Consider the following 23,619-nt stretch of genomic DNA (forward strand, 5'->3'; position numbering starts at 1 on the left):
CGGATTTGGTCGTAAGATGCCCCGCAATCAGTTGGGTTACGTCAATCGATCTGCCCTAGTCGACAGGGAGCAGTCCATGACGACGTCAAACATGACCGCTTCAAATCGGGGCCGCGCGGAGCAATCCCCTGCGAAACCGGACGATGTCCACTGCCCGCCGATGACACATCAGAATTCCGGCAGTCACGGGCATGAAATGTACCCGCAGCAATTCGTCCGCCTGGTCGGCTGTCATGATGCGTCTCTCGATGCCTTGCGCAAGCGTCAGGATGAGAGGCTGCACTAAGCCGCTCACGTCCGCGGCTTCGGCGGATCCTTCGGAAGGTCAATTCGCTCGTGTGAGAATTCCGGCGGGCCTTCGGTCAGCCGGCGGATGCGGCGCTCGCGTTCGTCCGCCGGCAATGCGGGATCGAGCAGCGTCTCGATCTCGTGGACTGCGATCTCTTCGATCTTGGTGGCGTCCGATTCGAGCGGGTGCACCGGCGTGAGGACCGGGGATGCGGTCTTCAGGCCCAGCTCGATCAGCTTACAGATCGCATCCGAGCGGGTCAGCTGATGAGATTCGGCCCAGGCGTCGACGGCCGCCGTCAGTCTTTCGGGCATCTTCACGGCGCTGATCGGGTCGATGCCCGTGCGCCGCCTGACCGGAGAGGTGGAGTCCTTTTTGCCGAAGTCGGGCACCTCGATCATCCCATGCAACCCTTGGAGCCGACCGACGATAGCCGTTCTCCCCGGGGCGTCGTTTGATGCCGATCAATGACGCCGCCGCGGCATTGCAGCGGGGCCGTATCTTGTTGTCCGGATCGGTTTCGGCCAATGATTGAATTTGGGGGCGCCGTTCGGCGAACCCGGATCGATCCTGCCACGTATTTGCTTCGTACTCCAACCATCCGGCAACCCCGATGACCTCAGGCGAATCCTTCTATGGCGGCATTCCCGTCTTCCGAGGCTTCACCAGCCTGATGGACCCGGCGCTGTATTCGCCGCTGCCGGAGGACTGGAGCATCGGCATTGCCGATATCGTCGATTCGACCAGGGCGATCGCGGCGCAGCGCTACAAGGCGGTCAACATGGCCGGTGCCGCCGTGATCGCGGCGGTGACGAACGTGTTGGGAGGACGCGAATTCCCCTTCGTGTTCGGCGGCGACGGCGCCGGCTTCGCGGTCGCGCCCCATGATCTGGAACTGGCCCGCGAGGCGCTGGCTGCAACCGCGACCTGGGTGCGGGAGGATCTCGATCTGAGGATGCGCGTCGCGCTGGTGCCGGTCAGCGCCATCCGTGCACGGGGCCTTGACGTGCGCGTCGCCCGTTTCGGTCCGTCGCCGAACCTGTCCTACGCGATGTTCTCCGGCGGCGGGCTCGCCTGGGCCGATGCCGCGATGAAGCGCGGCGAATTTGCGGTCGCCGAGGCGCCCGTCGGCACGCAGCCCGATCTGTCCGGCCTGTCCTGCCGGTTCGAGGTGATGCCGGCCTCGCGCGGGCTGATCCTCTCCGTGCTGGTGATGCCGGTACGCGACGCCGATCCGCGTGCCTTCCGCAAGGCGATCGAGGACGTCATTCATCTGGTTGAGCGCAGCCCGGATGGCGCCCGTCCGGTGCCGCCGCAGGGGCCGCCGCTGAAATGGCCGCCGCAGGGGGTGGATTATGAAGCCCGCACCAGGCGCGGAGGTCCGCTGCTCATGCGCCGCGCGGGTGTGCTGGCCTATACGCTGTTCGCCTATCTGATCATGCGCTTTGATCTCAAGGTCGGCGGCTTCGTGCCGAACGTCTACAGGCGCCAGGTGGTCGAGAACTCCGATTTCAGGAAATATGACGACGGCCTGCGCATGATCCTCGACTGCACGCCGGAGCTCGAGCGCGCCCTCAGCGATCGTCTCGCCGCGGCCGCGCGCGCCGGCATCGTGCGTTACGGTCTCCACCGGCAGGACGCCGCCATGATGACCTGCTTCGCGCCCTCGGCGCTGCGCAGCGACCACGTCCACTTCATCGATGGGGCGCGGGGCGGTTATGCCTCGGCCGCGACGGCGCTGAAGGCGATGACGGCTGCCGCAGCCTAAAGCATGATCCGGAAGAGTGCGCGGCGGATTTCCGAAAAGATCATGCTTAAGCAACAACCTGAAGCGCGATGACGATTCATCCTGATCGCATCGCGCTTTAGCGCTCCGTGCGCGTCCAGGTCTCGCCGCCGCAGAGCGCGCCGACGCAGCCTTCGACCCGCAGAGAATCCGCCGATATCAAGCTGATGCTGCTGGCATAGGTGCTGCCGTCGTCGGCATTGTAGATCTGGCCCGACCATTTGTTCGGACCTGCGGGCTGCATGCCGCTGAACAAGGGCAAGCCGATCATCGGGCGTCTGGCGAGCGCGGGATTGGGATTCTTGCTGTCGGTGGCGGGCTGACCGGTCGAGGTGTCGTAGGGCTGGCCCAGCCAGACGATGTGGCCGCAGATGCCGCCGCCGCATTTGCTGATCTTGACGCGCGCATCACCGGCCTGCGTGAGCCATGTCCCGTCGGCGTTCTGCGCACGAGCGACAGATGCTCCAAGCAGCGGAGCGAGGAGGACGATGAGAGCTGCGAATCTGGAAATCATGGAGAGGGCCCCCGAAAATGGAGCGCCTCCATAGCAGCCCGGCAGGATTGTGCAACGCCGGCCGGAATCACATTCCTGCGTTCATTTCGTGCTCACCTGCCTGCGCTCACTTGCCCCATCGCACGAAGGCGACCGAGGCCGCGGTCGAAAGCCCGAACACCACCATGGCGCCGCCGACCAGCGCGAACAGGGTCCAGGCCGGAGCTTGCGCAATTATGAGCCCGACGCCGCCGATCGCGACGATCAGGAGCCGCGCCGTCGAGGCGAGCACGGGCCCGCCGACACGCGCTGCGCCCTGTGACGAGAAGTACAACGATACGCCCATGCCGAAGAACACGAAGGCCGGACCTGCCCAGTGGAAATAGCTGTACGCGGCGGCGGTGACGCCGGGATCCCGCGTGAAGAGCCCGACCCACAGCGACGGAGCGAGCGCGACGGCGAGGCCGATCAGGCCGACCGTGAGTCCGGAGGCCGCAGCCGCGGTCCAGGCCACACGCCGCGCGCGCTTCACATGTCCGGCGCCGATCGCCATGCCGACCATCGGCACCGAGGCGATGCCGAAGGCGAAGGTGATCGGGATCAGCAAAAATTCCAGCCGCGATCCGATGCCATAGCCTGCCAGCATCTCGGTGCCGAAGGTCGCGAGAATCTTCGTGAAGATCAGGATGGTGAGCACGGTCTGGAGCGGCGACAAACAGGCCACCGCGCCGACCTTGAGGATGTCCAGGAACATCGCGCGCTCGAAATGAAACGCCCGGAGATCGAGCGGCAGCCGGCTGCGCCCGGACAACAGATACCAGAGGAGGTAGATCGCCGCGCAGCTGAACGCGATCAGCTGACCGCTCGCGACACCCGGCATGCCGAATTGCGGCACTCCGAACAGGCCGAGCCCGAGCGTGCCGCCGAGCGCGATCTGCAGCACGCTCGCCCCGATCAGCGTCATCGAAGGCAGGCGCATGTCGCCGGTGCCGCGGATCACCGAGGCCAGCGTGTTGACGAGCCAGATCGCGACCGCGCCGGAGAACAGCACCTGCGAATAGCCGCTGGCTTCCTCGAGCACCTGCTCGCGTCCGCCGAGCAGCGCGAAGAAGGAGCGGCCGAAGACGAGCATCGTCACCGTGAAGAACAGCCCGCCGCAGAGGCCGATGATGGCGGCATGCAGCGCCAGCGTCGCGGCGCGGTCGCGATTCCCTGCACCGAGCGCGCGGCTGATCGCGGAGGAGACGCCGCCGCCCATTGCGCCTGCGCTCATCATCTGCGTCAGCATCGCGAACGGAAACACCAGTGCGATCGCGGCGAGCGGAATGGTGCCGAGCCGGCCGATATAGGAGGTCTCGGCAATGGCAACCAGCGTGCTGCCGACCATCGCGATCATGTTGGGAATCGCGAGCCGCAATAGCGTCGGCAGGATCGGCGCGGTCAGGAGGCTGGCAATGGGGGAGGCGACCGGCGCAACCGGCGGGACGGCGTCTGCTGGGGCGTCGATCGTCATGTTCACCGGGCGGAATGTTAAATGATGACCGACATATTATAGGACCTGCGGCAGACGGCGCAGCCCTCGCTCACGCAGGGCTCACCACGGCAGGCCGCATAGGTCGATCGTGCCCAGCGTCGGCGCGCGCACGATGTCGAAGACATACGGCGCCATGCAGTCGAAGCGGATCCGCCCCTCCGGCTGCTCGCAATAGACCTCGCCCTTGAAGGGCTGCCATTTACGGGCCTCGTAGAACGCGAAATTGTGCGGCTCGCAGAACAGCAGCGCGAAGCGGACTGCCTCGTTGGCCCTGATGGTGTGCACGGCCGCGTCGATCGCCATGGTCGCGTAGCCGCGGCCACGGCGGTCCTCGCGGGTGGAGACCCCGCCGATGCCGCCGATGTGGACCTTCTGTCCGTTCCAGCTGACGGTCCGGAAGTAGATGCCGACGTGGCAGACGAGACCGTCCTCGGGCGTCTCGATCAGCACGCGGAGGTCCGCATTGGCCCATTTGACGTGAGCCCAGGGCGGCTTCTCCGCCGCATCGTGGTCCCAGACCGCGCTGAGCAGCGGCTTTGCGATCGGCCACGAGGCGTCGCCGTTCAGAATGTCGATCTCAATGCTCATGGTCCTGTCTTTCGCAAACGTTCGTGCGTGGGGCATTCGTTCTGCCATAAGCGCCTCAAAGGCAATGATATTTTGCATCGAGCCACCAGGACCGCGGAGATCTTCTCGTGCTGCGACGATTTTATGCAATCGAGCCAAGCGTCCCCGTCACGCGTTTTCGAAATTCTGAGGTATTTAACGGCCACGGAACCTTCTATAAGGGGTGACCGTTAGAACTCGTTCCCCACCAGTTGCGGACAAGAACCCATGACCTTTACGCTGCCCCCACTCCCTTACGCCTATGACGCCCTCGGCCAGTATATGTCGAAGGAGACGCTGGAATATCATCACGACAAGCATCATCAGGCCTACGTCACCAACGGCAACAACGCGCTCAAGGGAACCGAATGGGAAGGCAAGTCCCTTGAAGAGATCGTCAAGGGCTCGTTCGGCAAGAACCCCGCGGTGTTCAACAATGCCGGCCAGCACTACAACCACATCCACTTCTGGAGCTGGATGAAGCCAAATGGCGGCGGCACCAAGCTGCCGGGCAAGCTCGAGAAGAAGATCAACGAGGACCTCGGCGGCTTCGAGAAGTTCAAGACCGACTTCCAGGCGGCCGGCGTCGGCCAGTTCGGCTCCGGCTGGTGCTGGCTCCAGGTCAAGAACGGCAAGCTCGAAATCTCCAAGACCCCGAATGGCGAGAATCCGCTGGTGCACGGCGCCACCCCGATCCTCGGCTGCGACGTCTGGGAGCACTCCTACTACATCGACTATCGCAACCGTCGCCCCGACTATCTCAAGGCGTTCGTCGAGAACCTCGTGAACTGGGAATACGTGGAGTCCCTCTTCGAGAAGGCGTGAGCTCTCACCTCGTCATTCCGGGATGGTGCGTCAGCACCAGACCCGGAATCTCGAGATAGCTCGCGCTTTGCGCGCCCCGGAATGACGGAAGTCAAAAAAGGCGGTCGTATCAGCGGCCGCCTTTTTGCTGTGCGGAATTGCCCTGCACGGTGCGCGTACCGGCCTGTGATCGTTCCGTTTGCATCGCCCGGCCGGCGCTTCTAATCAGAACGGGCATCCCCTCGATCCGACCCGAGCCCGTTGTCAGAACCTTCCCCGAAAGACCCGGCGCCTGCCGAGGACGCAGACTCCGAGCCGCGGCCGGGGCGTGTGCGCAAGCCGATCGGCTGGTCGACCATCATCATCGCAGTTCTGGTCGCGGTGAGCGCAGCGCTGGTCTGGCGGCGTGACGGCACCGACGGCGTTCTCGACATCCTGACCCACGATCTCTCGTTGTTCTCAGGCATCCTGCCGCGCGTGCTCGCGGGCTGCCTGCTCGGGGCCTTCATCTCGGAAATCCTGCCGCACGAAAAGGTCTCGCGCTCGCTGGGGCCGAAATCCGGCCTGATGGGGCTTCTGATCGGCACCGCCTTCGGCGCGATCCTGCCGGGCGGGCCCTTCACCGCCTATCCGGTCGCGAGCGCGCTGCTCGCGGTCGGCGCCGATTTCGGCGCCACCATCGCCATGGTCGTGAGCTGGACCCTGATCGGCTACGGCCGGGCGGTCGCCTGGGAGATCCCGATCATGGGGACCGATTTCACGCTGTGGCGGATCGTCATCTCGCTGCCGCTGCCGGTGCTGGCGGGTGCCCTCGGCCGCTTCGTCTATGTCAGGCTCTATCCGAAGCCGCTCGCGAAGGACGACGAGAATTGAGCGCGGCGCTTCTGATCGACATCCTGCTGTGGGGCTCGGTGCTGGGCGTCGGCCTGATCGCGTTCCGCCGCGGCCCTCCCGTGTTCAAGGCCTCGCTCCGCGAAGGCTCGATGGACTTCATCAACATCGTGCCGCGGATCGCGCTGGGTGTGATCGGCTCCGGGTACATCGCCGCCATCATCCCGCAGGAGGTGATCACCGGCTGGCTGGGCCCGGACAGCGGCTGGCTCGGGGTCGCAACTGCCGTGGTCGCCGGCGCGGCCACGCCCGGTGGTCCCGTGGTCGGCTTCTCCATCGGCACCGTGGCGCTGAAGTCCGGCGGCGGGATGCCACAGGTGGTCGCCTATGTCGTCGCCTGGGCGCTGTTCGCCTTTCAGCGCGTGATTTTGTGGGAAATCCCGTTCATGCCGGCCCGTTTCGTCTGGTTCCGCTGTGCCGTGTCCGTGCCATTCCCGTTCGTGGCCGCCGCGATCGCGATGGTGATCGGCAAGCCCTGAGCCCGGCGTGGACAGAGGTGATGTTATAATATAACGTTCTCGGCATGGTTCCCGCCGCATCCCGCGCCCAGCATAATGACCATGTCCAGGGCCACGCCCTTGGCCACGGGCATTCGCATGGGCACGACCACAGCCATGCTCATGTTCATGATGCGACGTCTCCGCATCCGGCCCAGGCGGCGCGCTGGTCGATCCTGCGCATGACCGTGGCAGGCCGCCTCGCGGCTGCGGCCGCCGTTTGTGCCGTGCTCTGGGGCATCGTTTTTCTGGCGATGAGGTGAGGATGGCGGCGCTGCATTTCCACAACGTCACGCTGGGTTATGACCGTCATCCGGCGGTGCACCATCTCAGCGGCGAGGTCGCCCCGGGTGCGCTTGTCGCGGTGATCGGCCCGAACGGCGCCGGCAAGTCGACCCTGCTGCGTGGTATCGTCGGCATCCTCAAGCCACTCGCGGGCAGCATCCATCTCGGTGGCCTCGATGCCCGCGACATCGCCTATCTGCCGCAGAGCGTGGAGATCGACCGCAGCTTCCCGATCTCGGTGTTCGACTTCGTCGGCACCGGGCTGTGGCGCGCCACCGGTCTGTTCGGTGGCATCGGCAAGGCCGCCCGCGAGAAAATCCTCGGCGCGATCGCGTCCGTCGGCCTCAATGGATTCGAGAACCGCCCGATCGGCACGCTCTCGGGCGGCCAGATGCAGCGCGTGCTGTTCGCGCGCGTGCTGCTCCAGGATGCGAGCCTGATCGTGCTCGACGAGCCCTTCAACGCCATCGACACCAAGACCACGGCCGATCTGCTCGCGCTGGTGAAACAATGGCACGGCGAAGGCCGCACCGTACTTGCCGCACTGCACGACATGGAGATGGTACGCAACCATTTCAGCGACACGCTGGTGCTGGCGCGCGGCCCCGTGGCATGGGGCCCGACCGCGGAGGTGCTGACGCCGGAAAACCTGATCGTCGCGATGCGGATGTGCGAGGCCTTCGACGACAGCGCCGCGGCCTGCGCGGCCGATGATGTCAGCTCGCGGGCGGCTTGATATCCGATGATCCATGACGTGCTGATCGGTCCGTTCACCGAATTCGAGTTCATGCGGCGGGCGCTCGCCGCCGTGATCGCGCTGGCGCTGGCGGGCGCGCCGATCGGCGTATTCCTGATGCTGCGACGGATGAGCCTCGTCGGCGATGCCATGGCACACGCGATCCTGCCCGGCGCGGCCGTCGGATTCCTGCTCTCGGGCCTCAGTCTGTTCGCGATGACGGCCGGCGGCCTGATCGCCGGCTTTGCCGTCGCGATCCTGGCCGGCGTGGTCGCGCGCTCGACCGGGCTGAAGGAGGACGCGTCGCTTGCGACTTTCTATCTGGCCTCGCTTGCGCTCGGCGTCACCATCGTCTCGATCAAGGGCACGAATATCGACCTGCTGCACGTGCTGTTCGGCAACATCCTCGCAATGGACGATCAGACGCTGCTGGTGGTCGCCTTCAACGCCACCGTGACGCTTCTGGTGCTCGCGGTGATCTATCGCCCGCTGGTGATTGAGAGCGTCGATCCCTTGTTCTTGCGCACCGTGAGCCGCGCCGGCGGCCCCGCGCATCTCGCCTTCCTCGCGCTCGTCGTCATCAACCTCGTCAACGGCTTTCAGGCGCTCGGCACGCTGCTTGCGGTCGGACTCATGATCCTGCCCGCGGGCACTGCCCGGTTCTGGTCGCGCGACCTGACCACGATGATCTGCATCGCCGTCGTTGCCGCCGCGGTCTCGGGCTATGCGGGGCTCGTGCTGTCGTTCCAGACCCGTGTGCCGTCAGGCCCGGCCATCATCCTCGTGGCGACGATGCTCTACATCGTCTCCGTCCTGTTCGGCCGCGTCGGCGGCATCGTCCGGCAACTGTTTCCCGGCCGGCACCTGGAAGCATGACGATGCGGCTCATCCTACTATGTGCGCTGTTGCTGATCGCCGCGCCGCTGCATGCCGCGGAGAGGCTCAACGTCGTCGCGAGCTTCTCGATCCTCGGCGATTTCGTCCGCAACGTCGGTGGTGACCGCATCAATCTGACGACGCTGGTCGGCGCCGACAGCGACGTCCATGTCTACACGCCGGCCCCGGCCGACGCGAAGCGGGTCGCGGATGCAAGGCTCGTCATCGTCAATGGACTCGGCCTCGAGGGCTGGCTGCCGCGTCTCGTCCAATCCTCCGGCAGCAAGGCAACGGTCGTCGTTGCCAGTGCCGGCATCGCGCCTCTGAAGCTTGGCTCAGCCGCGGATCCCCACGCCTGGCAGTCTGTCCCGAACGCCAGGATCTATGTGACCGATATCGCCAATGCGCTGGCCGCCGCTGTCCCGGCTGAGGCGGACTTCTTCCGTACCCAGGCCAAGGCCTATCTGGAAAAGCTCGAAACGCTGGACCGCGATATCCGCGACGCCGTGGCGAAGATCCCGCCGGACCGACGCAAGGTGATCTCCACCCACGACGCTTTCGGCTATTTTTCCGCCGAGTACGGTATCCGGTTCATCGCCCCCCTGGGCGTCTCAACGGAAACCGAACCCAGCGCGCGCGACATCGCGGCCATCATCAGCCAGATCAAGGCCCAGAAAATTCCGGCCGTGTTCCTGGAAAATATCAGCGACGACCGCCTGATCCGCCGGATCGCGGCCGAGAGCGGCGCCAAGGTCGGCGGGACCCTGATTTCGGACGGTTTGACCGGCGAAAAGGGGCTCGCACCCACTTACATTGACATGGTCAGGCACAATATAAAGGCCCTGACCAGCGCGCTTGACCATTAGGGCAGGGGCCACCCCGCCTCGCGTCGCGCGACAAGCCCGAAGTCCGGAGTTGTTATGTCTGAAGCGACCTCCCAGAAGATTCCCGTGACTGTCCTGACCGGCTATCTCGGTGCCGGCAAGACCACGCTCCTGAACCGCATCCTGTCCGAAAACCACGGCAAGAAGTACGCCGTCATCGTCAACGAATTCGGCGAAATCGGCATCGACAACGACCTCATCATCGGCGCCGATGAGGAAGTGTTCGAGATGAACAATGGTTGCATCTGCTGCACCGTGCGCGGCGACCTCGTCCGCATCATGGACGGACTGATGAAGCGCAAGGGCAAGTTCGACGCCATCATCGTCGAGACCACGGGGCTCGCCGATCCGGCGCCGGTCGCCCAGACATTCTTCGTCGACGAGGACGTGCAGAAGAACGCGCGGCTCGACGCGGTGGTCACGGTTGCCGATGCCAAATGGCTGTCCGACCGTTTGAAGGATGCACCCGAGGCCAAGAACCAGATCGCCTTTGCCGACGTGATCGTCCTGAACAAGACCGACCTCGTCTCCAAGGGCGAGCTCGCCGAGGTCGAGGCCCGCATTCGCGGCATCAACCCCTATGCGAAGCTTCACCGCACCGAACGCTGCTCGGTCGCCCTGGCCGACGTGCTCGACCGCGGCGCGTTCGACCTCGACCGCATCCTCGACATCGAGCCGGACTTCCTGGAGGCCGACGACCACGACCACGATCATCACCATCACGGTCATGACCATCACCACCATGATCATGGCCACGGCCTGAAGCACTATCACGACGAGGAAATGCAGTCGCTCTCGCTCAAGACCGACAAGCCGCTCGATCCGAACGTGTTCATGCCCTGGCTCGAGAACCTGGTGCAGGTCGAGGGCGGCAAGATCCTGCGCTCGAAGGGCATCCTCGCCTTCCACGACGACGACGATCGCTACGTCTTCCAAGGCGTCCACATGATGCTGGAGGGCAATCACCAGCGGAAGTGGAAGGAGGGGGAGCCGCGCGAGAGCCGCCTCGTCTTCATCGGCCGCGAATTGCCGGAAGAGGCCATCCGCAAGGGTTTCGAGAGCTGCATCGTCTCGTGATGAAAGAGTTCACGCCGCCTCCCGATTCCACCTCGATCGTCTCCGTCACCGACCGCGTCAAGCCTGTTACGCTCGGCATGGCCGTGACCTCGGTGCATTTCCTCGGCCCCCGCGCTGCCTTCGTCGGTGGCGAGGAAAACGTTGCGTTCGTCGATGACAAAGGCGAGATCGCCACGGTTGCCGTGCACAGCGGCGGCATTCTCTCGACCGCTTCCGACGGCAAGCGCCTCGTGATGGGCGGCGACGACGGCAAGGTCGTCTCGCTCGATGCCAAGGGCGAGGTGACGCTGCTCGCCACCGACCCGAAGCGGCGCTGGATCGATGCGGTGGCGCTGCACGCCGACGGCGCCTTCGCCTGGTCGGCCGGCAAGACGGCCACCGTCAAGAGCGGCAAGGCCGAGGAGAAGTCGCTCGAGGTGCCCTCGACCGTCGGCGGCCTGGCCTTCGCGCCGAAGGGCCTGCGGCTCGCGATCGCGCATTACAACGGCGTGACGCTGTGGTTTCCGAACATGGCGGGATCAGCCGAATTCCTGCCCTGGGCCGGTTCGCATCATGGCGTCAGCTTCAGCCCTGACAACAAATTCCTGGTCACCGCGATGCACGAGCCTGCGCTGCATGGCTGGCGGCTGGCCGACAACAGGCATATGCGCATGACCGGCTACCCCGGCCGGGTCCGCTCGATGTCCTGGAGCGCGGGCGGCAAGGGTTTGGCGACCTCGGGGGCCGACACCGTCATCATATGGCCGTTCGGCAGCAAGGACGGCCCGATGGGCAAGGAGCCCGCGATGCTCGCCCCGCTGCAGGCGCGCGTGTCGGTCGTCGCCTGCCATCCGAAGAACGACATCCTCGCCGCCGGTTACAGCGACGGCACCGTGCTGATGGTGCGCCTGGAGGATGGCGCGGAGATCCTGGTACGGCGTAACGGCACTCCGCCCGTCGCCGCAATCGCCTGGAACGCCAAGGGCTCGCTGCTGGCCTTCGCCGATGAAAATGGGGACGGCGGCCTGCTGGAGCTTTAATCTGTCATCGTTCCGGCCGTATAGGGGGCCATGCGGTTTCTGACGACCTTCCAGCTTGCCGACTTCGGCGACACACTGATCAGCCTGTTCACGGCCTTCGTGCTGGGGACGCTGATCGGCGCCGAGCGGCAGTACCGCCAGCGCACGGCGGGCCTGCGCACCAACGTGCTGGTTGCCGTCGGCGCCGCCGCCTTCGTCGATCTCGCGATGCAGCTGGACGGCGCCGACGGCGCGGTGCGGGTGATCGCCTATGTTGTCTCGGGCATCGGCTTCCTGGGCGCCGGCGTCATCATGAAGCAGGGCATGGACGTGCGCGGGCTCAACACCGCGGCGACGCTATGGGCGTCGGCCGCAGTCGGCTCCTGCGCCGGTGCCGACATGATCGCGCAGGCGGCCGCGTTGACGGTCTTCGTCATCGCCGGCAACACCATGCTGCGCCCGCTGGTCAATGCCATCAACCGCATCCCGCTGAACGAGAAGGCGCTGGAGGCGAGCTACTATTTCAAGCTCGCGGTTGCGGCCGACGCTCTTCCTGATATGCGCGACCGGCTTGTCGAGAAGCTTGAGGCCGCGAAATATTCGGTGGCCGATATCGACGTGGCCGAAATCGGTGAGGACGTTCTCGAGATCGCCGCACGGCTGGTTGCGACCGCGGTCGATCCGAACGAGCTGAACGCGGTGGCGACAGATCTCCAGCATTTGCCGGGCGTGCGCCACGCCACCTGGGAGGTGAGCACGACCGATTGAGCGCGCGGCGTTTTGGCGCGCAAGGGACGGGTTCCCGCTTCTTCGGCTCTGGAACCGGCGGGCCTCGGTTTCGTTGATTCCGCGGACAAAGGCGGTGATCGATATGCCCGGCCAGGATGAGAAGCGCAGACTGAAGCTCGATCTGACAATTGCCGGCGCGTTGTTCGCAGCAGGCGTCGTGGTGTCAGTGATATCCCTCGCACAAATCCGCGCCGAAAGCCGGATGGAGCTGGCCCAGGCGACGCCACCGCTCCAGGGCACCCCGTCCGACGATCAGAACAGGACGCCCGCGGAGTCCAAGCCCGGCGGCGACCGGCCGACCACGCCGGCCCCCGAGCCCGCACGCCCCGATCCGCAGACGCAAGGCGCGGCGACCCAGCCGGCTCTGCCGCCGGCTCCGCCGGAAAAGATCGCGCCGCCGATCGAGAAGAAGTAGGCCGCTTCCACACAAATGGTATCATCACCCGCGAAGGCGGGTGATCCAGTATTCCAGAGACGGTTGTGACAGAGCCGAGAAGCCGCGGCGTACTGGATGCCCCGCCTTCGCGTGGCATGACAGTTGTGGGCGAGGCGGGACGCGTCGCCCCTTCACCGCACCAGAACGTTACGGAACTGCCAGGGATCGCTGGTGTCGATGTCTTCCGGAAACAGTCCAGGACGATCCGTCAGCGGCGTCCAGTCGGTGTAGAATCCCTTGACGGGGCCGAGATAGGGCATCTGGATCTCCAGCAGGCGATCGAAATCCATCTCGTCGGCTTCGACGATGCCTTCGTTCGGGTTCTCCAGCGCCCACACCATTCCGCCGAGCACGGCGGAGGTCACCTGCAGGCCGGTGGCGTTCTGATAGGGCGCGAGCTTGCGGGTCTCTTCGATCGAGAGCTGCGAGCCGAACCAGTAGGCGTTCTTGTCATGGCCGAACAGCAGCACGCCGAGTTCGTCGATGCCATCGACGATCTCGTTCTCGTCGAGGATGTGGTGCTTTTCCTGCATCTTCCCGGCGCGGCCGAACATTTCATGCAGCGACAGCACGGCATCGTCAGCCGGATGGTAGGCGTAGTGGCAGGTCGGCCGATAGACCGCCGTGCCCGATGCGTCACGCACGGTGAAGTAATCGGCGATCGAGATCGACTCGTTGTGGGTGACGAGGAAGCCGTATTGCGCGCCGCGGGTCGGGCACCAGGTGCGCACGCGCGTGTTGGCGCCGGGCTGCATCAGATAGATGGCGGCGCCGCAGCCGGCTTCATGGCCATGTGCATTCTCGGGCATCCATTTCTCATGGGTGCCCCAACCAAGCTCGGACGGCTGCATGCCTTCCGACAGGAAGCCTTCCACCGACCAGGTGTTGACGAAGACATCGGGCTCCTTCGGCGTCTTGGAACGCTGGGTGTCGCGCTCGGCGATGTGGATGCCCTTGATGCCGGCCTGTCGCATCAGATCCGCCCATTCGGCCTTGGTTTTCGGCATGGGAGCATTGAGCTTCAGATCGGCGGCGACATTGAGCAGCGCCTGCTTGACGAAAAAGGAGACCATGCCGGGGTTGGCGCCGCAGCAGGAGACGGCCGTCGTCGAGCCCGCCGGGCGCGCCTTCTTGGCGGCCAGGGTGGTTTCGCGCAGGGCGTAGTTGGAGCGCGCTTCGGGCCCCTTCGAAAGATCGAAATAGAAGCCGAGCCAGGGCTCGTTGACGGTGTCGATGTAGAGAGCGCCGAGCTCGTTGCAGAGCTCCATGATATCGGTCGAGCCGGTATCGACCGACAGATTGACGCAAAAGCCCTGGCCGCCGCCCTCGGTGAGCAGCGGGGTCAGCACCTCGCGATAATTGTCCTTGGTCAGGCCCTTCTGGATGAACCTGACATTGTGCTTCTCGCAAAGCGCCTTGCGACCCTCGTCCTTGGGATCGAGCACGGTGATGCGCGACTTGTCGTAGTCGAGGTGCCGCTCGATCAACGGCAATGTGCCTTTGCCGATGGAGCCGAAGCCGACCATGACGATGGGACCGGTGATCTTCGCGTAGATCTGCGAGGCGGGGCTCATGGGACGGTTTCTCCGGAAAGTGCTGGCAGACACAAGGGTGGGGTGGTTCAGGCGCTGCGGCGCTTGTCAGACGCTGCGCCGCTTGGCGGTGACTTCGATCTCGACCTTCATCTCGGGCTTGGCGAGGGCGGTGACGACCAGCAACGTCGCCGCCGGCCTGATGTCACCGAGAACCTCGCCGCAGACGGCGAAGTGGGCGTCGATGTAGCTTGCGTCGGTGACGTAGTAGGTCGCACGAACGATATCGGCCATCTCGAATCCGCCCTCCTTCAGGGCGGCTTCGATGGTCTTGAAGCAGTTGCGTGACTGGCTCGTGACATCGGCCGGCATCGTCATCGTCGTGTAGTCATAGCCGGTCGTTCCCGCGACGAAGGCAAAATCGCCGTCGATCACGGCGCGGCTGTAGCCGACGGTCTTCTCGAGCGGGGAGCCGGTGGAGATCAGGCGACGGGACATGGTCATGGGCCTCGACGGATGCGGTGTTTCGCGGGGTTAAAGGGCGTTTCTCGCGCCTGCGCAACCCCAAAGGAAGCCTGCACGGGCGCGTTTGGGCGCTGCCGCTCGGTACGGCTGCGCTCTTCGCTATGAAGGCGATCTCTCAGGCCGCGTGCGCCTGGAGGGCGCGAACCGCCCTCCGTTTGGGCAGGGCCGCGCCGGTCGGGACGATCATCCCTTCGGCGCCATCGAGCGCGCCATCGGTGAATTCGACCGCCAGCAGGCGATCGCGCTCGAACGGGCCGGGCAGCGAGAGCTCGCCGGTCTTCTCCGCCGAGAAGCCGAAGCGGGCGTAATAGGGCGCGTCGCCGAGCAGGATCACGGCGGCATGCCCGCGCGCCCGGGCGGCGGCCAGCGCTTGATGCATCAGCGTGGCGCCAATCCCGAGCTCGCGGCAGGCAGGGTCCACCGCCAGCGGTCCGAGGACCAGAGCGGGCCTGCCTCCGGCGCTGACGTGCCACAGCCGCACGGTTCCCACGAGCTTGCCCTCGCGCACGGCGGCCAGCGCGAGGCCGGCGGCAGGTGCGCGCCCGTCGCGCAGGCGCTGGCAGGTGCGGCCGTGGCGGGTCTCGCCGAAGCAGGCATCGAGCAGCGCTTCACGCGTCGCGACGTCGGCAGCACGCTCGTTGCGGATCGCGAACGGAGCGGCTTTCGAAGAGAGGGCGATCTGTGGCTTCCGAGGAGCAGTCATGGCACGTCAGTCCTCGCTCGAATCCGTGCGCCAGGGGCACGCGGATTCGCGCGTCGTCAGAATGGCAATGTCAGGAAGGGAGCCGGCGGACCGGCTCCCGGGTTCGTCAGGCCTCAGACAGGGAGGCGGATCAGATGTGGCAAGTCAGATGTGATACGTCTTCAGCGGCGGAATGCCGTTGAACGCCACCGACGAGTAGGTCGACGTATAGGCCCCTGTGCCTTCGATCAGCACCTTGTCGCCGATCTCGAGCGTGACGGGAAGCGGATACGGGCTCTTCTCGTACAGCACGTCGGCGCTGTCGCAGGTCGGCCCTGCGAGCACGCACGGCGTCATGTCCGCGCCGTCGTGACGGGTGCGGATGGCGTAGCGGATCGACTCGTCCATGGTCTCGGCGAGACCGCCGAACTTGCCGATGTCCAGGTAGACCCAGCGGACCTCGTCCTCGTCGCTCTTCTTCGAGATGAGCACGACCTCGGATTCGATGATGCCGGCGTTGCCCACCATGCCGCGGCCCGGCTCGATGATGGTCTCCGGGATCTGGTTGCCGAAGTGCTTGCGCAGCGCGCGGAAGATCGAGCGGCCGTAGGTCACGACCGGCGGCACGTCCTTCAGGTACCTGGTCGGGAAGCCGCCGCCCATGTTGACCATGGACAGGTTGATGCCGCGCTCGGCGCAGTCGCGGAACACCTGCGAGGCCATCGCCAGCGCGCGGTCCCACGCCTTCACCTTGCGCTGCTGCGAGCCGACATGGAACGAGATGCCGCACGGCTCCAGCCCCTGGCGCTTGGCGAGATCGAGCACCTCGACGGCCATCTCCGGGTCGCAGCCGAACTTGCGCGACAGCGGCCACTCGGCGCCGGCGCAGTCATAGAGGATGCGGCAGAACACCTTCGCGCCGGGGGCGGCACGGGCGACCTTCTCGACCTCAGCGGCGCAGTCCACGGCGAACAGCCGGATGCCGAGCGCGAAGGCGCGCGCGATGTCGCGCTCCTTCTTGATCGTGTTGCCGAAGGAGATGCGGTCGGGCGTCGCACCCGCGGCCAGCGCCATCTCGATCTCGGCGACGGTCGCGGTGTCGAAGCAGGAGCCCATGGAGGCGAGCAGGGCCAGCACTTCCGGCGCCGGGTTCGCCTTGACGGCGTAGAACACGCGGCTGTCGGGCAGCGCCTTGGCAAAGCTCTGGTAATTGTCGCGCACGACCTCGAGGTCGACGACGAGGCACGGCTCGGTGTCGAGGCCATCCTTGCGGCGATTGCGCAGGAATTCCTGGATACGTTCGGTCATGGCACTCTCCCAAACGGCCCAGCGACGGGCCCGTTCAAAACATGACGTCGGATAAGAGTGCTCTGGCCGGATCGCGCGATGGAGGCGCGACGAAGCCACAAGACTCAAACCAGACTGTGCTGCCGTGGATTGGTTGGGAGTGTTCCCGCCCGCACACCTGGCAATGAAGGACAAGCCTTTTCAGTAGCCCGCGCCGGCGTTGGACTGCCGGTAGAGACCAAAAAAGCCCGATCCGTCGTTGCTTTAAGTCGCGTCCCCCGTTGAGAGCGGGGTGCGCCGGTTCGCCTCCGGCTGCCAGTCACGGTTGCAAAGAGTAAAGTCACCTTCGACATGGCACCTCTTTGAGAGAGATGCTGGGCGCTCCGGGTTTGCTCCGTCGTCTGACCTTTGGTCTTCCGACTTCTGCACTTCCGAAGAGCCCCTCGGCTTCTTCACCCCTTGGCGGCTGTCCGGCCTCTTGTCCGGATACCTACCGACTGACACACGACCACAGGCACGTGCGAAATTGGGCAAATCCGCACATAAGCGTTTTGACTCTGCTTCGCAAGAATTTTTTTAGGCTGGCAACCGAATTGCCTAACATCTGCTTGCGCAGTGTTGCGCGAGCGACGCGGAAGATGAACGCGCGTTAAGCTTCGTCGTGCAGCGCGCGTGTCTGTCGCGCGTGAGCGTCAGCCGCGCTTCGTGAACGGCTCGACGCGCTGCGCTCCGCGGATGAACGCGGTCATCACGAGCACGCCGAGTGCGAACAGCACGGCCTGGAGGATGTGGGCGCCCTGGTCGCCGAGCCCGAACAGGATCGCGAGCGCCCAGCCGCCGGCAAAGGCCGCGCCGAACACCTCGGCGCCGATCAGGATGGCGGCGCTGATGACGGTGATGACGCTCGGCCAGGCGATCTGACGGGAAGATGAGGAAGGCGCGTTCATGAGCTCAGGGTCCGTGGCTTCGAAGGGGCGCAATCTCCCCGAAAAGGCGGCCGGGAGCAAGGGCAAATGGCCCAAAAAAGCCCCATCGCGTGCTATAGCTGGCCGCAACAATCGAGCCACGAATTCGGGACTTGTGATGTCAGAAACCCGCCAAACTACGGACGCCGAGACCAACCCGCTGCTGAAGGCCTGGACGACGCCGTTTGCGACCCCGCCCTTCGACGAGATCAAGCCGGAGCACTTCCTTCCGGCGTTCGAGCAGGCCTTCGCCGACCACGCCGCCGAGATCGCGGCGATCATCAACGATCCGGCGGCGCCCGACTTCGCCAACACCATCACGGCGCTGGAGCGCTCGGGCAAGCTGCTGAGCAAGGTCGCGGCGGTCTTCTACGACCTCGTCTCGGCGCATTCCAACCCGGCCATCCTGGAGATCGACAAGGAGGTCTCCTTGCGGATGGCGCGGCACTGGAATCCGATCATGATGAACGCCGTGCTGTTCGGCCGCATCGCCCAGCTGCACGAGAACCGCGCCGATCTTGGGCTCACGCCCGAGCAGCTTCGCCTGCTCGAGCGCACCTACACCCGCTTCCACCGCTCCGGCGCCGGTCTCTCGGAGGAGGCCAAGGCGCGGATGGCCGAGATCAACGAGAGGCTGGCTCAGCTCGGCACCGGCTTCAGCCACCATCTGCTCGGGGACGAGCAGGAGTGGTTCATGGAGTTGGCGGAGGCCGACCGCCAGGGCCTGCCGGAGAGCTTCGTCGCCAGCGCCAAGGCTGCGGCAGAAGAGCGCGGCATGGAAGGCAAGGCCATCGTCACGCTGTCGCGTTCCTCGGTCGAGCAGTTCCTGAAGAGCTCGGCCCGGCGTGACCTCCGCGAGAAGGTCTACAAGGCCTTCATCGCGCGTGGCGACAACGGCAACGCCAACGACAACAACGCGACCATCGTCGAGGTCCTGAAGCTGCGCGAGGAGAGCGCCAGGCTCCTGGGCTACCCGACCTATGCCGCCTACCGGCTCGAGGACTCCATGGCCAAGACGCCGGATGCGGTGCGGAGCCTGTTGGAGCGGGTGTGGAAGCCGGCGCGGGCACGCGCGCTCGCGGACCGCGACGAGATGCAGGCGCTGATCACGGAAGAGGGCGGCAATTTCAAGCTCGCACCCTGGGACTGGCGCTTCTACGCCGAGAAGCTGCGCCTTCAGCGCGCCAATTTCGACGACGCCGCGATCAAGCCTTATCTTGCGCTCGACAACATGATCGCCGCCGCATTCGACTGCGCCACGCGCCTGTTCGGCGTCACCTTCGAGGAGCGCAAGGATGTTCCGGTCTGGCACCCGGACGTCCGGGTCTGGGAGATGAAGGGCAGGGACGGCAAGCACAAGGCGCTGTTCTATGGCGACTACTTCGCCCGGCCCTCGAAGCGCTCCGGCGCCTGGATGACCTCGCTGCGCGACCAGCAGAAGCTCGACGGCGATGTCGCGCCGCTCGTTCTCAACATCTGTAATTTCGCCAAGGGGGCCGGCGGCGAGCCTTCGCTGCTGTCGCCCGACGATGCCCGCACCCTGTTCCACGAGTTCGGCCACGGCCTGCACGGCATGCTCTCCAACGTGACCTACCCCTCGCTGTCGGGCACGTCCGTGTTCACCGACTTCGTCGAGCTGCCGTCGCAGCTCTACGAGCACTGGCAGGAGCGGCCCGAGGTGCTGCAGAAGTTCGCCCGCCATTACCAGACCGGCGAGCCGCTGCCGGACGAGCTGCTGCAACGGTTCCTTGCCGCGCGAAAATTCAATCAGGGCTTTGCCACGGTCGAGTTCGTGTCCTCGGCGCTGGTCGACCTCGAATTCCACACCCAGCCGGCCGCCGCCGCGCAGGATGTCCGCGCCTTCGAGAGACGCGAGCTGGACAAGATCGGCATGCCCGAGGAGATCGCGCTGCGGCACCGGCCCACGCAGTTCGGCCACATCTTCACCGGCGATCATTATGCCGCGGGCTATTACAGCTACATGTGGTCGGAGGTGATGGACGCCGATGCCTTCGGCGCCTTCGAGGAGGCCGGGGACATCTTCGATCCTGCCGTGGCCAAACGCCTGCACGACGACATCTATTCGAGCGGCGGATCGGTCGATCCCGAAGCTGCCTACGAGGCCTTCCGCGGCCGCCCGCCCGAGCCCGATGCGCTGCTCCGCCGTCGCGGCCTGCTCGACGACGCAAAGGCGGCCTGATGGAGATGCGCACCCTGTTCGGATGGTTGCTCGCCGCCGGCCTGTCGCTTGCGGCGGGAGCGGCGCAGGCGCATCCGCATGTCTGGATCACCGCGACCAGCGAGCTGCTCTACGCGGCGGACGGCAGCATCACCGGCGTGCGCCATGCCTGGACCTTCGACGACATGTTCTCGGCCTATGCGGTGCAGGGGCTCGAGAGCAAGACCAAGGGCGCCTATACGCGCGAGGAGCTGACGCCGCTGGCGCAGACCAATGTCGAGTCGCTGAAGGAATACGCCTACTTCACCTTCGCGCGAGCCGACGGCAAGAAGGAGAGATTCCAGGAGCCGGTCGACTACTTCCTCGACTACAAGGACACGGTGCTGACCCTGCACTTCACGCTGCCGCTGAAGAACCCGGTCAAGCCCAGGCAGCTGGTGCTCGAAGTGTTCGACCGCTCCTTCTTCATCGACTTCCAGATGGCCAAGGACAATCCGGTCAGGCTGGTCGGCGCGCCCGCGGGCTGCCAGATGAAGCTGGAGCGACCGAACGACGGCACCGCGAGCGCGCAGAAGCTGAACGAGCAGACCTTCCTGAACGGCGAGAACTCGAATTTCGGCATGATGTTCGCCAACAAGATCACGGTGGATTGCCCTTGAAGCCGCAACTCTCTCCGCTCGCGCGCGGGCTGCTCGCCTGCACCGCCGTTCTGCTGGTCGTGGCCGTGGCCGATGCCGCGCTCCATGATCTGCTTGCGCAAAATCCGTTCGGCGCGCCGCGACCGGCGCAGGCGGCCGAGCCTGAAGCCGGCGGCATCATCGGCTGGCTGCTGGCAAAGCAGTCGGAATTCTATCGGCAGATGTCGGCGACCATCCGGGCCGCGAAGTCGGACGGATCGGCGGTGTGGACGCTGCTCTTCATCTCGTTTGCCTATGGCATCTTTCACGCCGCAGGTCCCGGCCACGGCAAGGCGGTGATCGCCTCATACCTGGTCGCCAACCGCGAGACCGCGCGGCGCGGCATTGCGCTGTCCTTCGCCTCGGCCCTGATGCAGTCGCTGGTGGCGATCCTCATCGTCGGCATTTCGGCCTGGATCCTGAATGCGACCGCAAAGACCATGTGCAGGGCGGAAGGGGTGATCGAGATCGCGAGCTACGCCCTGATCGCGCTGTTCGGCCTGCGCCTGGTCTGGGTCAAGGGCGGCACTTTCATCCGCGCGCTTCAGGCCGCCCAGCCGGTGCCGGCGATTGCGGGCGTGCCGCACCATCATGATCACGATCATCACCATCACCGTGATGCCCATGCTCATCATGACCACGATCACGGGCATGATCATCACCATGGCCACAGCCACGCTCACCATGACCACGGCCATGGTCACGTCCATGACGAGCATTGCGGCCATTCCCACGGCCCCACCCCCAGCGAACTCGCTGGCCCCGGCGGCTGGCGGCGCGGGCTCGCTGCGATCCTGACCGTCGGCATCCGCCCGTGCTCGGGTGCGATCCTGGTCCTGGTGTTCGCACTGGCCCAGGGCCTGTTCTGGGCCGGCGTCGCCGCAACCTTCCTGATGGGTCTCGGCACCGCGATCACGGTCGCGGCCATCGCGGTCATCGCCGTCTCCGCCAAGGACATCGCCGCCCGCCTCAGCGCCGGGCGCGACGGCGGCGGCGCTCTCTTCATGCGCGGCATCGAATTCGGCGCCGCCGGCCTCGTGCTGCTGTTCGGAGTCGGCCTGCTGTTCGGCTACATTGCGGCTGAACGCACGACGTGCTTCTAGCCACACTCGTGCCCCGGACGCGGCGCAGCGTCCCTTCGACGGTGCGCTGCAGAGCCGGGGCCCACCTCTCCGCACGCACGCTCGGTAGCGTCCTCTGGGTCCCGGCTCTGCGGAGCAGCGCAAGGGCGCTGCACCGCGTCCGGGACACGGTCTCACAACTTCACACCGGCAGGAACCGCTTCAAGGCCGGCATGAAGAAGATCCCGAGATTGATCGCAAAGCCGATGCTCCAGAGGATCGAGCGCAGGGTCGGGCGGTTGCCGAGATAGGTCAGCACATAGGCGAGGCGCACGATCAGGAACAGCGCCGCGAGCTCGTCGATCAGGCGCTGCGGCGAGTCCCGGTATTCGGCAAGCAGCACCGCGAAGGCGAAGAACGGAAAGGTCTCGATGCCGTTCTGGTGCGCCCCGAGTGCGCGCTGCGAGAGGGCGTCCTCATAAAAAGCGGGATCGCGCGGCCGGGAATTGTCGAAGCGGCGAAACCTGATCCATTTGATCGAGGCGATCGTTAAGAGATAAAGCAGCAGCGCTCCGAATACGCACCATTCCGCGAGCGTCATCTTTCCTCCCCCTCTCGGGTGCGACCCTAGCGAACCCCGGCTCATCTTGACAAGTTCGGACCAACGCGCGACCCACAGAGCCATGACCAGTGTCGTCCCCATCGAGACCACGAGACCGGCCACCCGATCCGCCTTGCCGCGCGTTGGCGTGCTCCTGGTCAATCTCGGAACGCCTGACACCGCCGATGCGCCGGGCGTACGGGTCTACCTCAAGGAGTTCCTCAGTGACGCCCGCGTCATCGAGGACCAGGGCCTGGTCTGGAAGCTGGTGCTGAACGGGATCATCCTGCGCAGCCGTCCCCGCACCAAGGCGTTGGACTACCAGAAGATCTGGAACACCGAGCGGAACGAGTCGCCGCTGAAGACCATCACGCGCTCGCAAAGCGACAAGCTCGCAGCCGCCTTGTCGGGCCGCGACCACGTCGTCGTCGATTGGGCGATGCGCTACGGCAATCCCTCGATCAAAGCGGGCATCGACGCGCTGATCGCGAAGGGGTGCGAGCGCATTCTCGCCGTGCCGCTCTATCCGCAATATTCCGCCTCGACCTCGGCGACCGTATGCGACGAAGTGTTCCGCGTGCTGGCCCGCCTGCGTAACCAGCCGACGCTGCGGGTGACGCCGCCCTACTATGAAGATACGGCCTATATCGAGGCGCTCGCGACCTCGATCGAAGCGCATCTGGCGACGCTGTCCTTCAAGCCGGAGCTGATCGTGGCGTCCTTCCACGGCATGCCGAAATCCTACGTCGAGAAGGGCGATCCCTACCAGCAGCACTGCATTGCCACGACGCAGGCGCTGCGCCGCCGGCTCGGCATCGACGAGAGGAAGCTGTTGCTGACCTTCCAGTCGCGCTTCGGCAATGACGAGTGGCTCCAGCCCTACACCGACAAGACCATGGAGCGGCTCGCCAAGGAAGGCGTGCGCCGCATCGCGGTGGTGACGCCGGGCTTTTCCGCCGACTGCCTGGAGACGCTGGAGGAGATCGCGCAGGAGAACGCCGAGATCTTCAAGCACAATGGCGGCGAGCAGTTTTCCGCGATCCCGTGTCTCAACGATAGCGAACCCGGCATGGACGTGATCCGCACCCTGGTGCTGCGCGAGCTTCAGGGCTGGATCTGATGGGCGCCC

Annotated in this window: 27 protein-coding genes; 17 read left to right on the plus strand and 10 right to left on the minus strand. The window is 65.4% G+C overall.

The window, feature by feature from the left end; all coding sequences use genetic code 11:
* Window positions 1-76 precede the first annotated feature (76 nt).
* Window positions 77-286 (plus strand): hypothetical protein, encoded by a 210-nt coding sequence (locus tag FJV43_RS21760; protein WP_239620792.1) that lies wholly within the window; start codon window positions 77-79, stop codon window positions 284-286.
* Between the two features lie 5 nt (window positions 287-291).
* On the opposite strand, the gene FJV43_RS21765 is transcribed toward FJV43_RS21760, so the two are convergent.
* A complete protein-coding gene (locus FJV43_RS21765; protein WP_239620794.1) occupies window positions 292-690 on the minus strand; it encodes a hypothetical protein in 399 nt (132 codons plus the stop codon).
* Between the two features lie 212 nt (window positions 691-902).
* Between FJV43_RS21765 and FJV43_RS21770 the strand changes: the two genes are divergently transcribed.
* Complete coding sequence (locus FJV43_RS21770; RefSeq protein ID WP_239620796.1) at window positions 903-2,057, plus strand: DUF3095 domain-containing protein; 1,155 nt, start codon at window positions 903-905, stop codon at window positions 2,055-2,057.
* A gap of 97 nt (window positions 2,058-2,154) precedes the next feature.
* Here the strand turns inward: FJV43_RS21770 and FJV43_RS21775 are convergent, their stop codons facing one another.
* The 3 genes from FJV43_RS21775 to FJV43_RS21785 form a co-directional block, all read right to left on the minus strand.
* Window positions 2,155-2,589, minus strand: coding sequence for a DUF2147 domain-containing protein (locus tag FJV43_RS21775; protein WP_239620798.1), 435 nt, complete (start codon window positions 2,587-2,589; stop codon window positions 2,155-2,157).
* Between the two features lie 106 nt (window positions 2,590-2,695).
* On the minus strand, window positions 2,696-4,081 hold the full coding sequence (locus FJV43_RS21780; RefSeq protein WP_239620799.1) for an MATE family efflux transporter: 1,386 nt from the start codon (window positions 4,079-4,081) through the stop codon (window positions 2,696-2,698).
* A gap of 81 nt (window positions 4,082-4,162) precedes the next feature.
* The gene (locus FJV43_RS21785) at window positions 4,163-4,690 is read right to left on the minus strand and encodes a GNAT family N-acetyltransferase (protein ID WP_239620801.1); all 528 of its coding nucleotides are present in this window, start codon (window positions 4,688-4,690) and stop codon (window positions 4,163-4,165) included.
* Between the two features lie 246 nt (window positions 4,691-4,936).
* Between FJV43_RS21785 and FJV43_RS21790 the strand changes: the two genes are divergently transcribed.
* From FJV43_RS21790 to FJV43_RS21840, 11 genes are all read left to right on the plus strand, one after another.
* Window positions 4,937-5,533: a superoxide dismutase gene (locus FJV43_RS21790; protein WP_027573470.1), complete on the plus strand. Its 597-nt coding sequence runs from the start codon at window positions 4,937-4,939 to the stop codon at window positions 5,531-5,533.
* A gap of 240 nt (window positions 5,534-5,773) precedes the next feature.
* Window positions 5,774-6,385: a permease gene (locus FJV43_RS21795; RefSeq protein WP_239620802.1), complete on the plus strand. Its 612-nt coding sequence runs from the start codon at window positions 5,774-5,776 to the stop codon at window positions 6,383-6,385.
* Window positions 6,382-6,882, plus strand: a complete 501-nt coding sequence (locus tag FJV43_RS21800; protein ID WP_239620810.1) for a hypothetical protein — start codon at window positions 6,382-6,384, stop codon at window positions 6,880-6,882. Before FJV43_RS21795 ends, FJV43_RS21800 begins: the two co-directional genes overlap by 4 nt.
* Window positions 6,883-6,926: 44 nt before the next feature.
* A complete protein-coding gene (locus FJV43_RS21805) occupies window positions 6,927-7,163 on the plus strand; it encodes a hypothetical protein (RefSeq protein ID WP_239620812.1) in 237 nt (78 codons plus the stop codon).
* A 2-nt stretch (window positions 7,164-7,165) separates the two neighbouring features.
* A complete protein-coding gene (locus tag FJV43_RS21810) occupies window positions 7,166-7,921 on the plus strand; it encodes an ABC transporter ATP-binding protein (RefSeq protein WP_239620814.1) in 756 nt (251 codons plus the stop codon).
* Between the two features lie 6 nt (window positions 7,922-7,927).
* Window positions 7,928-8,797 carry a metal ABC transporter permease gene (locus tag FJV43_RS21815; RefSeq protein ID WP_028179183.1) on the plus strand — a complete coding sequence of 290 codons (870 nt, stop codon included), beginning with the start codon at window positions 7,928-7,930 and terminating at the stop codon, window positions 8,795-8,797.
* Window positions 8,798-8,799: 2 nt separating this feature from the next.
* Entirely contained in the window at window positions 8,800-9,663 is an 864-nt protein-coding gene (locus FJV43_RS21820) for a zinc ABC transporter substrate-binding protein (protein ID WP_239620815.1), read from the plus strand.
* Window positions 9,664-9,717: 54 nt separating this feature from the next.
* Window positions 9,718-10,758, plus strand: a complete 1,041-nt coding sequence (locus FJV43_RS21825; protein WP_239620817.1) for a GTP-binding protein — start codon at window positions 9,718-9,720, stop codon at window positions 10,756-10,758.
* A complete protein-coding gene (locus FJV43_RS21830; protein ID WP_239629545.1) occupies window positions 10,758-11,777 on the plus strand; it encodes a WD40 repeat domain-containing protein in 1,020 nt (339 codons plus the stop codon). The genes FJV43_RS21825 and FJV43_RS21830 overlap by 1 nt, the downstream gene beginning before the upstream one ends.
* Window positions 11,778-11,807: 30 nt before the next feature.
* Window positions 11,808-12,524: an MgtC/SapB family protein gene (locus tag FJV43_RS21835; protein ID WP_239620818.1), complete on the plus strand. Its 717-nt coding sequence runs from the start codon at window positions 11,808-11,810 to the stop codon at window positions 12,522-12,524.
* A 103-nt stretch (window positions 12,525-12,627) separates the two neighbouring features.
* Window positions 12,628-12,960 (plus strand): hypothetical protein, encoded by a 333-nt coding sequence (locus FJV43_RS21840; RefSeq protein ID WP_239629546.1) that lies wholly within the window; start codon window positions 12,628-12,630, stop codon window positions 12,958-12,960.
* 152 nt (window positions 12,961-13,112) lie between these two features.
* Here the strand turns inward: FJV43_RS21840 and FJV43_RS21845 are convergent, their stop codons facing one another.
* The 5 genes from FJV43_RS21845 to FJV43_RS21865 all read right to left on the minus strand — a co-directional run bounded on the left by FJV43_RS21845 (window position 13,113) and on the right by FJV43_RS21865 (window position 17,954).
* Entirely contained in the window at window positions 13,113-14,555 is a 1,443-nt protein-coding gene (locus FJV43_RS21845) for a homospermidine synthase (protein WP_239620820.1), read from the minus strand.
* A gap of 66 nt (window positions 14,556-14,621) precedes the next feature.
* Entirely contained in the window at window positions 14,622-15,011 is a 390-nt protein-coding gene (locus FJV43_RS21850) for a RidA family protein (RefSeq protein ID WP_239629548.1), read from the minus strand.
* A gap of 142 nt (window positions 15,012-15,153) precedes the next feature.
* The gene (locus FJV43_RS21855; RefSeq protein WP_239620822.1) at window positions 15,154-15,741 is read right to left on the minus strand and encodes an N-acetyltransferase; all 588 of its coding nucleotides are present in this window, start codon (window positions 15,739-15,741) and stop codon (window positions 15,154-15,156) included.
* 144 nt (window positions 15,742-15,885) lie between these two features.
* Window positions 15,886-17,028, minus strand: coding sequence for a type III PLP-dependent enzyme (locus tag FJV43_RS21860; RefSeq protein ID WP_239620823.1), 1,143 nt, complete (start codon window positions 17,026-17,028; stop codon window positions 15,886-15,888).
* Between the two features lie 671 nt (window positions 17,029-17,699).
* Window positions 17,700-17,954, minus strand: coding sequence for a hypothetical protein (locus tag FJV43_RS21865; protein WP_028179193.1), 255 nt, complete (start codon window positions 17,952-17,954; stop codon window positions 17,700-17,702).
* Window positions 17,955-18,090: 136 nt separating this feature from the next.
* Between FJV43_RS21865 and FJV43_RS21870 the strand changes: the two genes are divergently transcribed.
* The 3 genes from FJV43_RS21870 to FJV43_RS21880 are packed head-to-tail and all read left to right on the plus strand — an operon-like array spanning window position 18,091 to window position 21,931.
* Entirely contained in the window at window positions 18,091-20,172 is a 2,082-nt protein-coding gene (locus FJV43_RS21870) for a M3 family metallopeptidase (protein ID WP_239620830.1), read from the plus strand.
* Complete coding sequence (locus FJV43_RS21875; RefSeq protein WP_239620831.1) at window positions 20,172-20,810, plus strand: DUF1007 family protein; 639 nt, start codon at window positions 20,172-20,174, stop codon at window positions 20,808-20,810. Before FJV43_RS21870 ends, FJV43_RS21875 begins: the two co-directional genes overlap by 1 nt.
* Window positions 20,807-21,931, plus strand: a complete 1,125-nt coding sequence (locus FJV43_RS21880) for a nickel/cobalt transporter (protein ID WP_239620833.1) — start codon at window positions 20,807-20,809, stop codon at window positions 21,929-21,931. Before FJV43_RS21875 ends, FJV43_RS21880 begins: the two co-directional genes overlap by 4 nt.
* Window positions 21,932-22,091: 160 nt before the next feature.
* Here FJV43_RS21880 and FJV43_RS21885 read toward each other — a convergent pair whose 3' ends face one another.
* The gene (locus tag FJV43_RS21885) at window positions 22,092-22,490 is read right to left on the minus strand and encodes an MAPEG family protein (RefSeq protein WP_239620835.1); all 399 of its coding nucleotides are present in this window, start codon (window positions 22,488-22,490) and stop codon (window positions 22,092-22,094) included.
* Window positions 22,491-22,572: 82 nt separating this feature from the next.
* Here FJV43_RS21885 and hemH point away from each other — a divergent pair, with 82 nt between their 5' ends.
* Window positions 22,573-23,610: a ferrochelatase gene (gene hemH / locus FJV43_RS21890; RefSeq protein WP_239620836.1), complete on the plus strand. Its 1,038-nt coding sequence runs from the start codon at window positions 22,573-22,575 to the stop codon at window positions 23,608-23,610.
* Window positions 23,611-23,619: the final 9 nt, after the last annotated feature.

The organism is Bradyrhizobium sp. I71, from assembly GCF_022354745.1.
Lineage (GTDB): Bacteria > Pseudomonadota > Alphaproteobacteria > Rhizobiales > Xanthobacteraceae > Bradyrhizobium > Bradyrhizobium liaoningense.

Bases quoted from the DNA above. Each gene is read 5' to 3' on its own strand.
- FJV43_RS21760 (WP_239620792.1), top strand. From the start codon at position 77: ATGACGACGTCAAACATGACCGCTTCAAATCGGGGCCGCGCGGAGCAA.
- FJV43_RS21765 (WP_239620794.1), bottom strand. From the start codon at position 690: ATGATCGAGGTGCCCGACTTCGGCAAAAAGGACTCCACCTCTCCGGTC.
- FJV43_RS21770 (WP_239620796.1), top strand. From the start codon at position 903: ATGACCTCAGGCGAATCCTTCTATGGCGGCATTCCCGTCTTCCGAGGC.
- FJV43_RS21775 (WP_239620798.1), bottom strand. From the start codon at position 2,589: ATGATTTCCAGATTCGCAGCTCTCATCGTCCTCCTCGCTCCGCTGCTT.
- FJV43_RS21780 (WP_239620799.1), bottom strand. From the start codon at position 4,081: ATGACGATCGACGCCCCAGCAGACGCCGTCCCGCCGGTTGCGCCGGTC.
- FJV43_RS21785 (WP_239620801.1), bottom strand. From the start codon at position 4,690: ATGAGCATTGAGATCGACATTCTGAACGGCGACGCCTCGTGGCCGATC.
- FJV43_RS21790 (WP_027573470.1), top strand. From the start codon at position 4,937: ATGACCTTTACGCTGCCCCCACTCCCTTACGCCTATGACGCCCTCGGC.
- FJV43_RS21805 (WP_239620812.1), top strand. From the start codon at position 6,927: ATGGTTCCCGCCGCATCCCGCGCCCAGCATAATGACCATGTCCAGGGC.
- FJV43_RS21810 (WP_239620814.1), top strand. From the start codon at position 7,166: ATGGCGGCGCTGCATTTCCACAACGTCACGCTGGGTTATGACCGTCAT.
- FJV43_RS21815 (WP_028179183.1), top strand. From the start codon at position 7,928: ATGATCCATGACGTGCTGATCGGTCCGTTCACCGAATTCGAGTTCATG.
- FJV43_RS21820 (WP_239620815.1), top strand. From the start codon at position 8,800: ATGCGGCTCATCCTACTATGTGCGCTGTTGCTGATCGCCGCGCCGCTG.
- FJV43_RS21825 (WP_239620817.1), top strand. From the start codon at position 9,718: ATGTCTGAAGCGACCTCCCAGAAGATTCCCGTGACTGTCCTGACCGGC.
- FJV43_RS21830 (WP_239629545.1), top strand. From the start codon at position 10,758: ATGAAAGAGTTCACGCCGCCTCCCGATTCCACCTCGATCGTCTCCGTC.
- FJV43_RS21835 (WP_239620818.1), top strand. From the start codon at position 11,808: ATGCGGTTTCTGACGACCTTCCAGCTTGCCGACTTCGGCGACACACTG.
- FJV43_RS21840 (WP_239629546.1), top strand. From the start codon at position 12,628: ATGCCCGGCCAGGATGAGAAGCGCAGACTGAAGCTCGATCTGACAATT.
- FJV43_RS21845 (WP_239620820.1), bottom strand. From the start codon at position 14,555: ATGAGCCCCGCCTCGCAGATCTACGCGAAGATCACCGGTCCCATCGTC.
- FJV43_RS21850 (WP_239629548.1), bottom strand. From the start codon at position 15,011: ATGTCCCGTCGCCTGATCTCCACCGGCTCCCCGCTCGAGAAGACCGTC.
- FJV43_RS21855 (WP_239620822.1), bottom strand. From the start codon at position 15,741: ATGACTGCTCCTCGGAAGCCACAGATCGCCCTCTCTTCGAAAGCCGCT.
- FJV43_RS21860 (WP_239620823.1), bottom strand. From the start codon at position 17,028: ATGACCGAACGTATCCAGGAATTCCTGCGCAATCGCCGCAAGGATGGC.
- FJV43_RS21865 (WP_028179193.1), bottom strand. From the start codon at position 17,954: ATGAACGCGCCTTCCTCATCTTCCCGTCAGATCGCCTGGCCGAGCGTC.
- FJV43_RS21870 (WP_239620830.1), top strand. From the start codon at position 18,091: ATGTCAGAAACCCGCCAAACTACGGACGCCGAGACCAACCCGCTGCTG.
- FJV43_RS21875 (WP_239620831.1), top strand. From the start codon at position 20,172: ATGGAGATGCGCACCCTGTTCGGATGGTTGCTCGCCGCCGGCCTGTCG.
- FJV43_RS21885 (WP_239620835.1), bottom strand. From the start codon at position 22,490: ATGACGCTCGCGGAATGGTGCGTATTCGGAGCGCTGCTGCTTTATCTC.
- hemH (WP_239620836.1), top strand. From the start codon at position 22,573: ATGACCAGTGTCGTCCCCATCGAGACCACGAGACCGGCCACCCGATCC.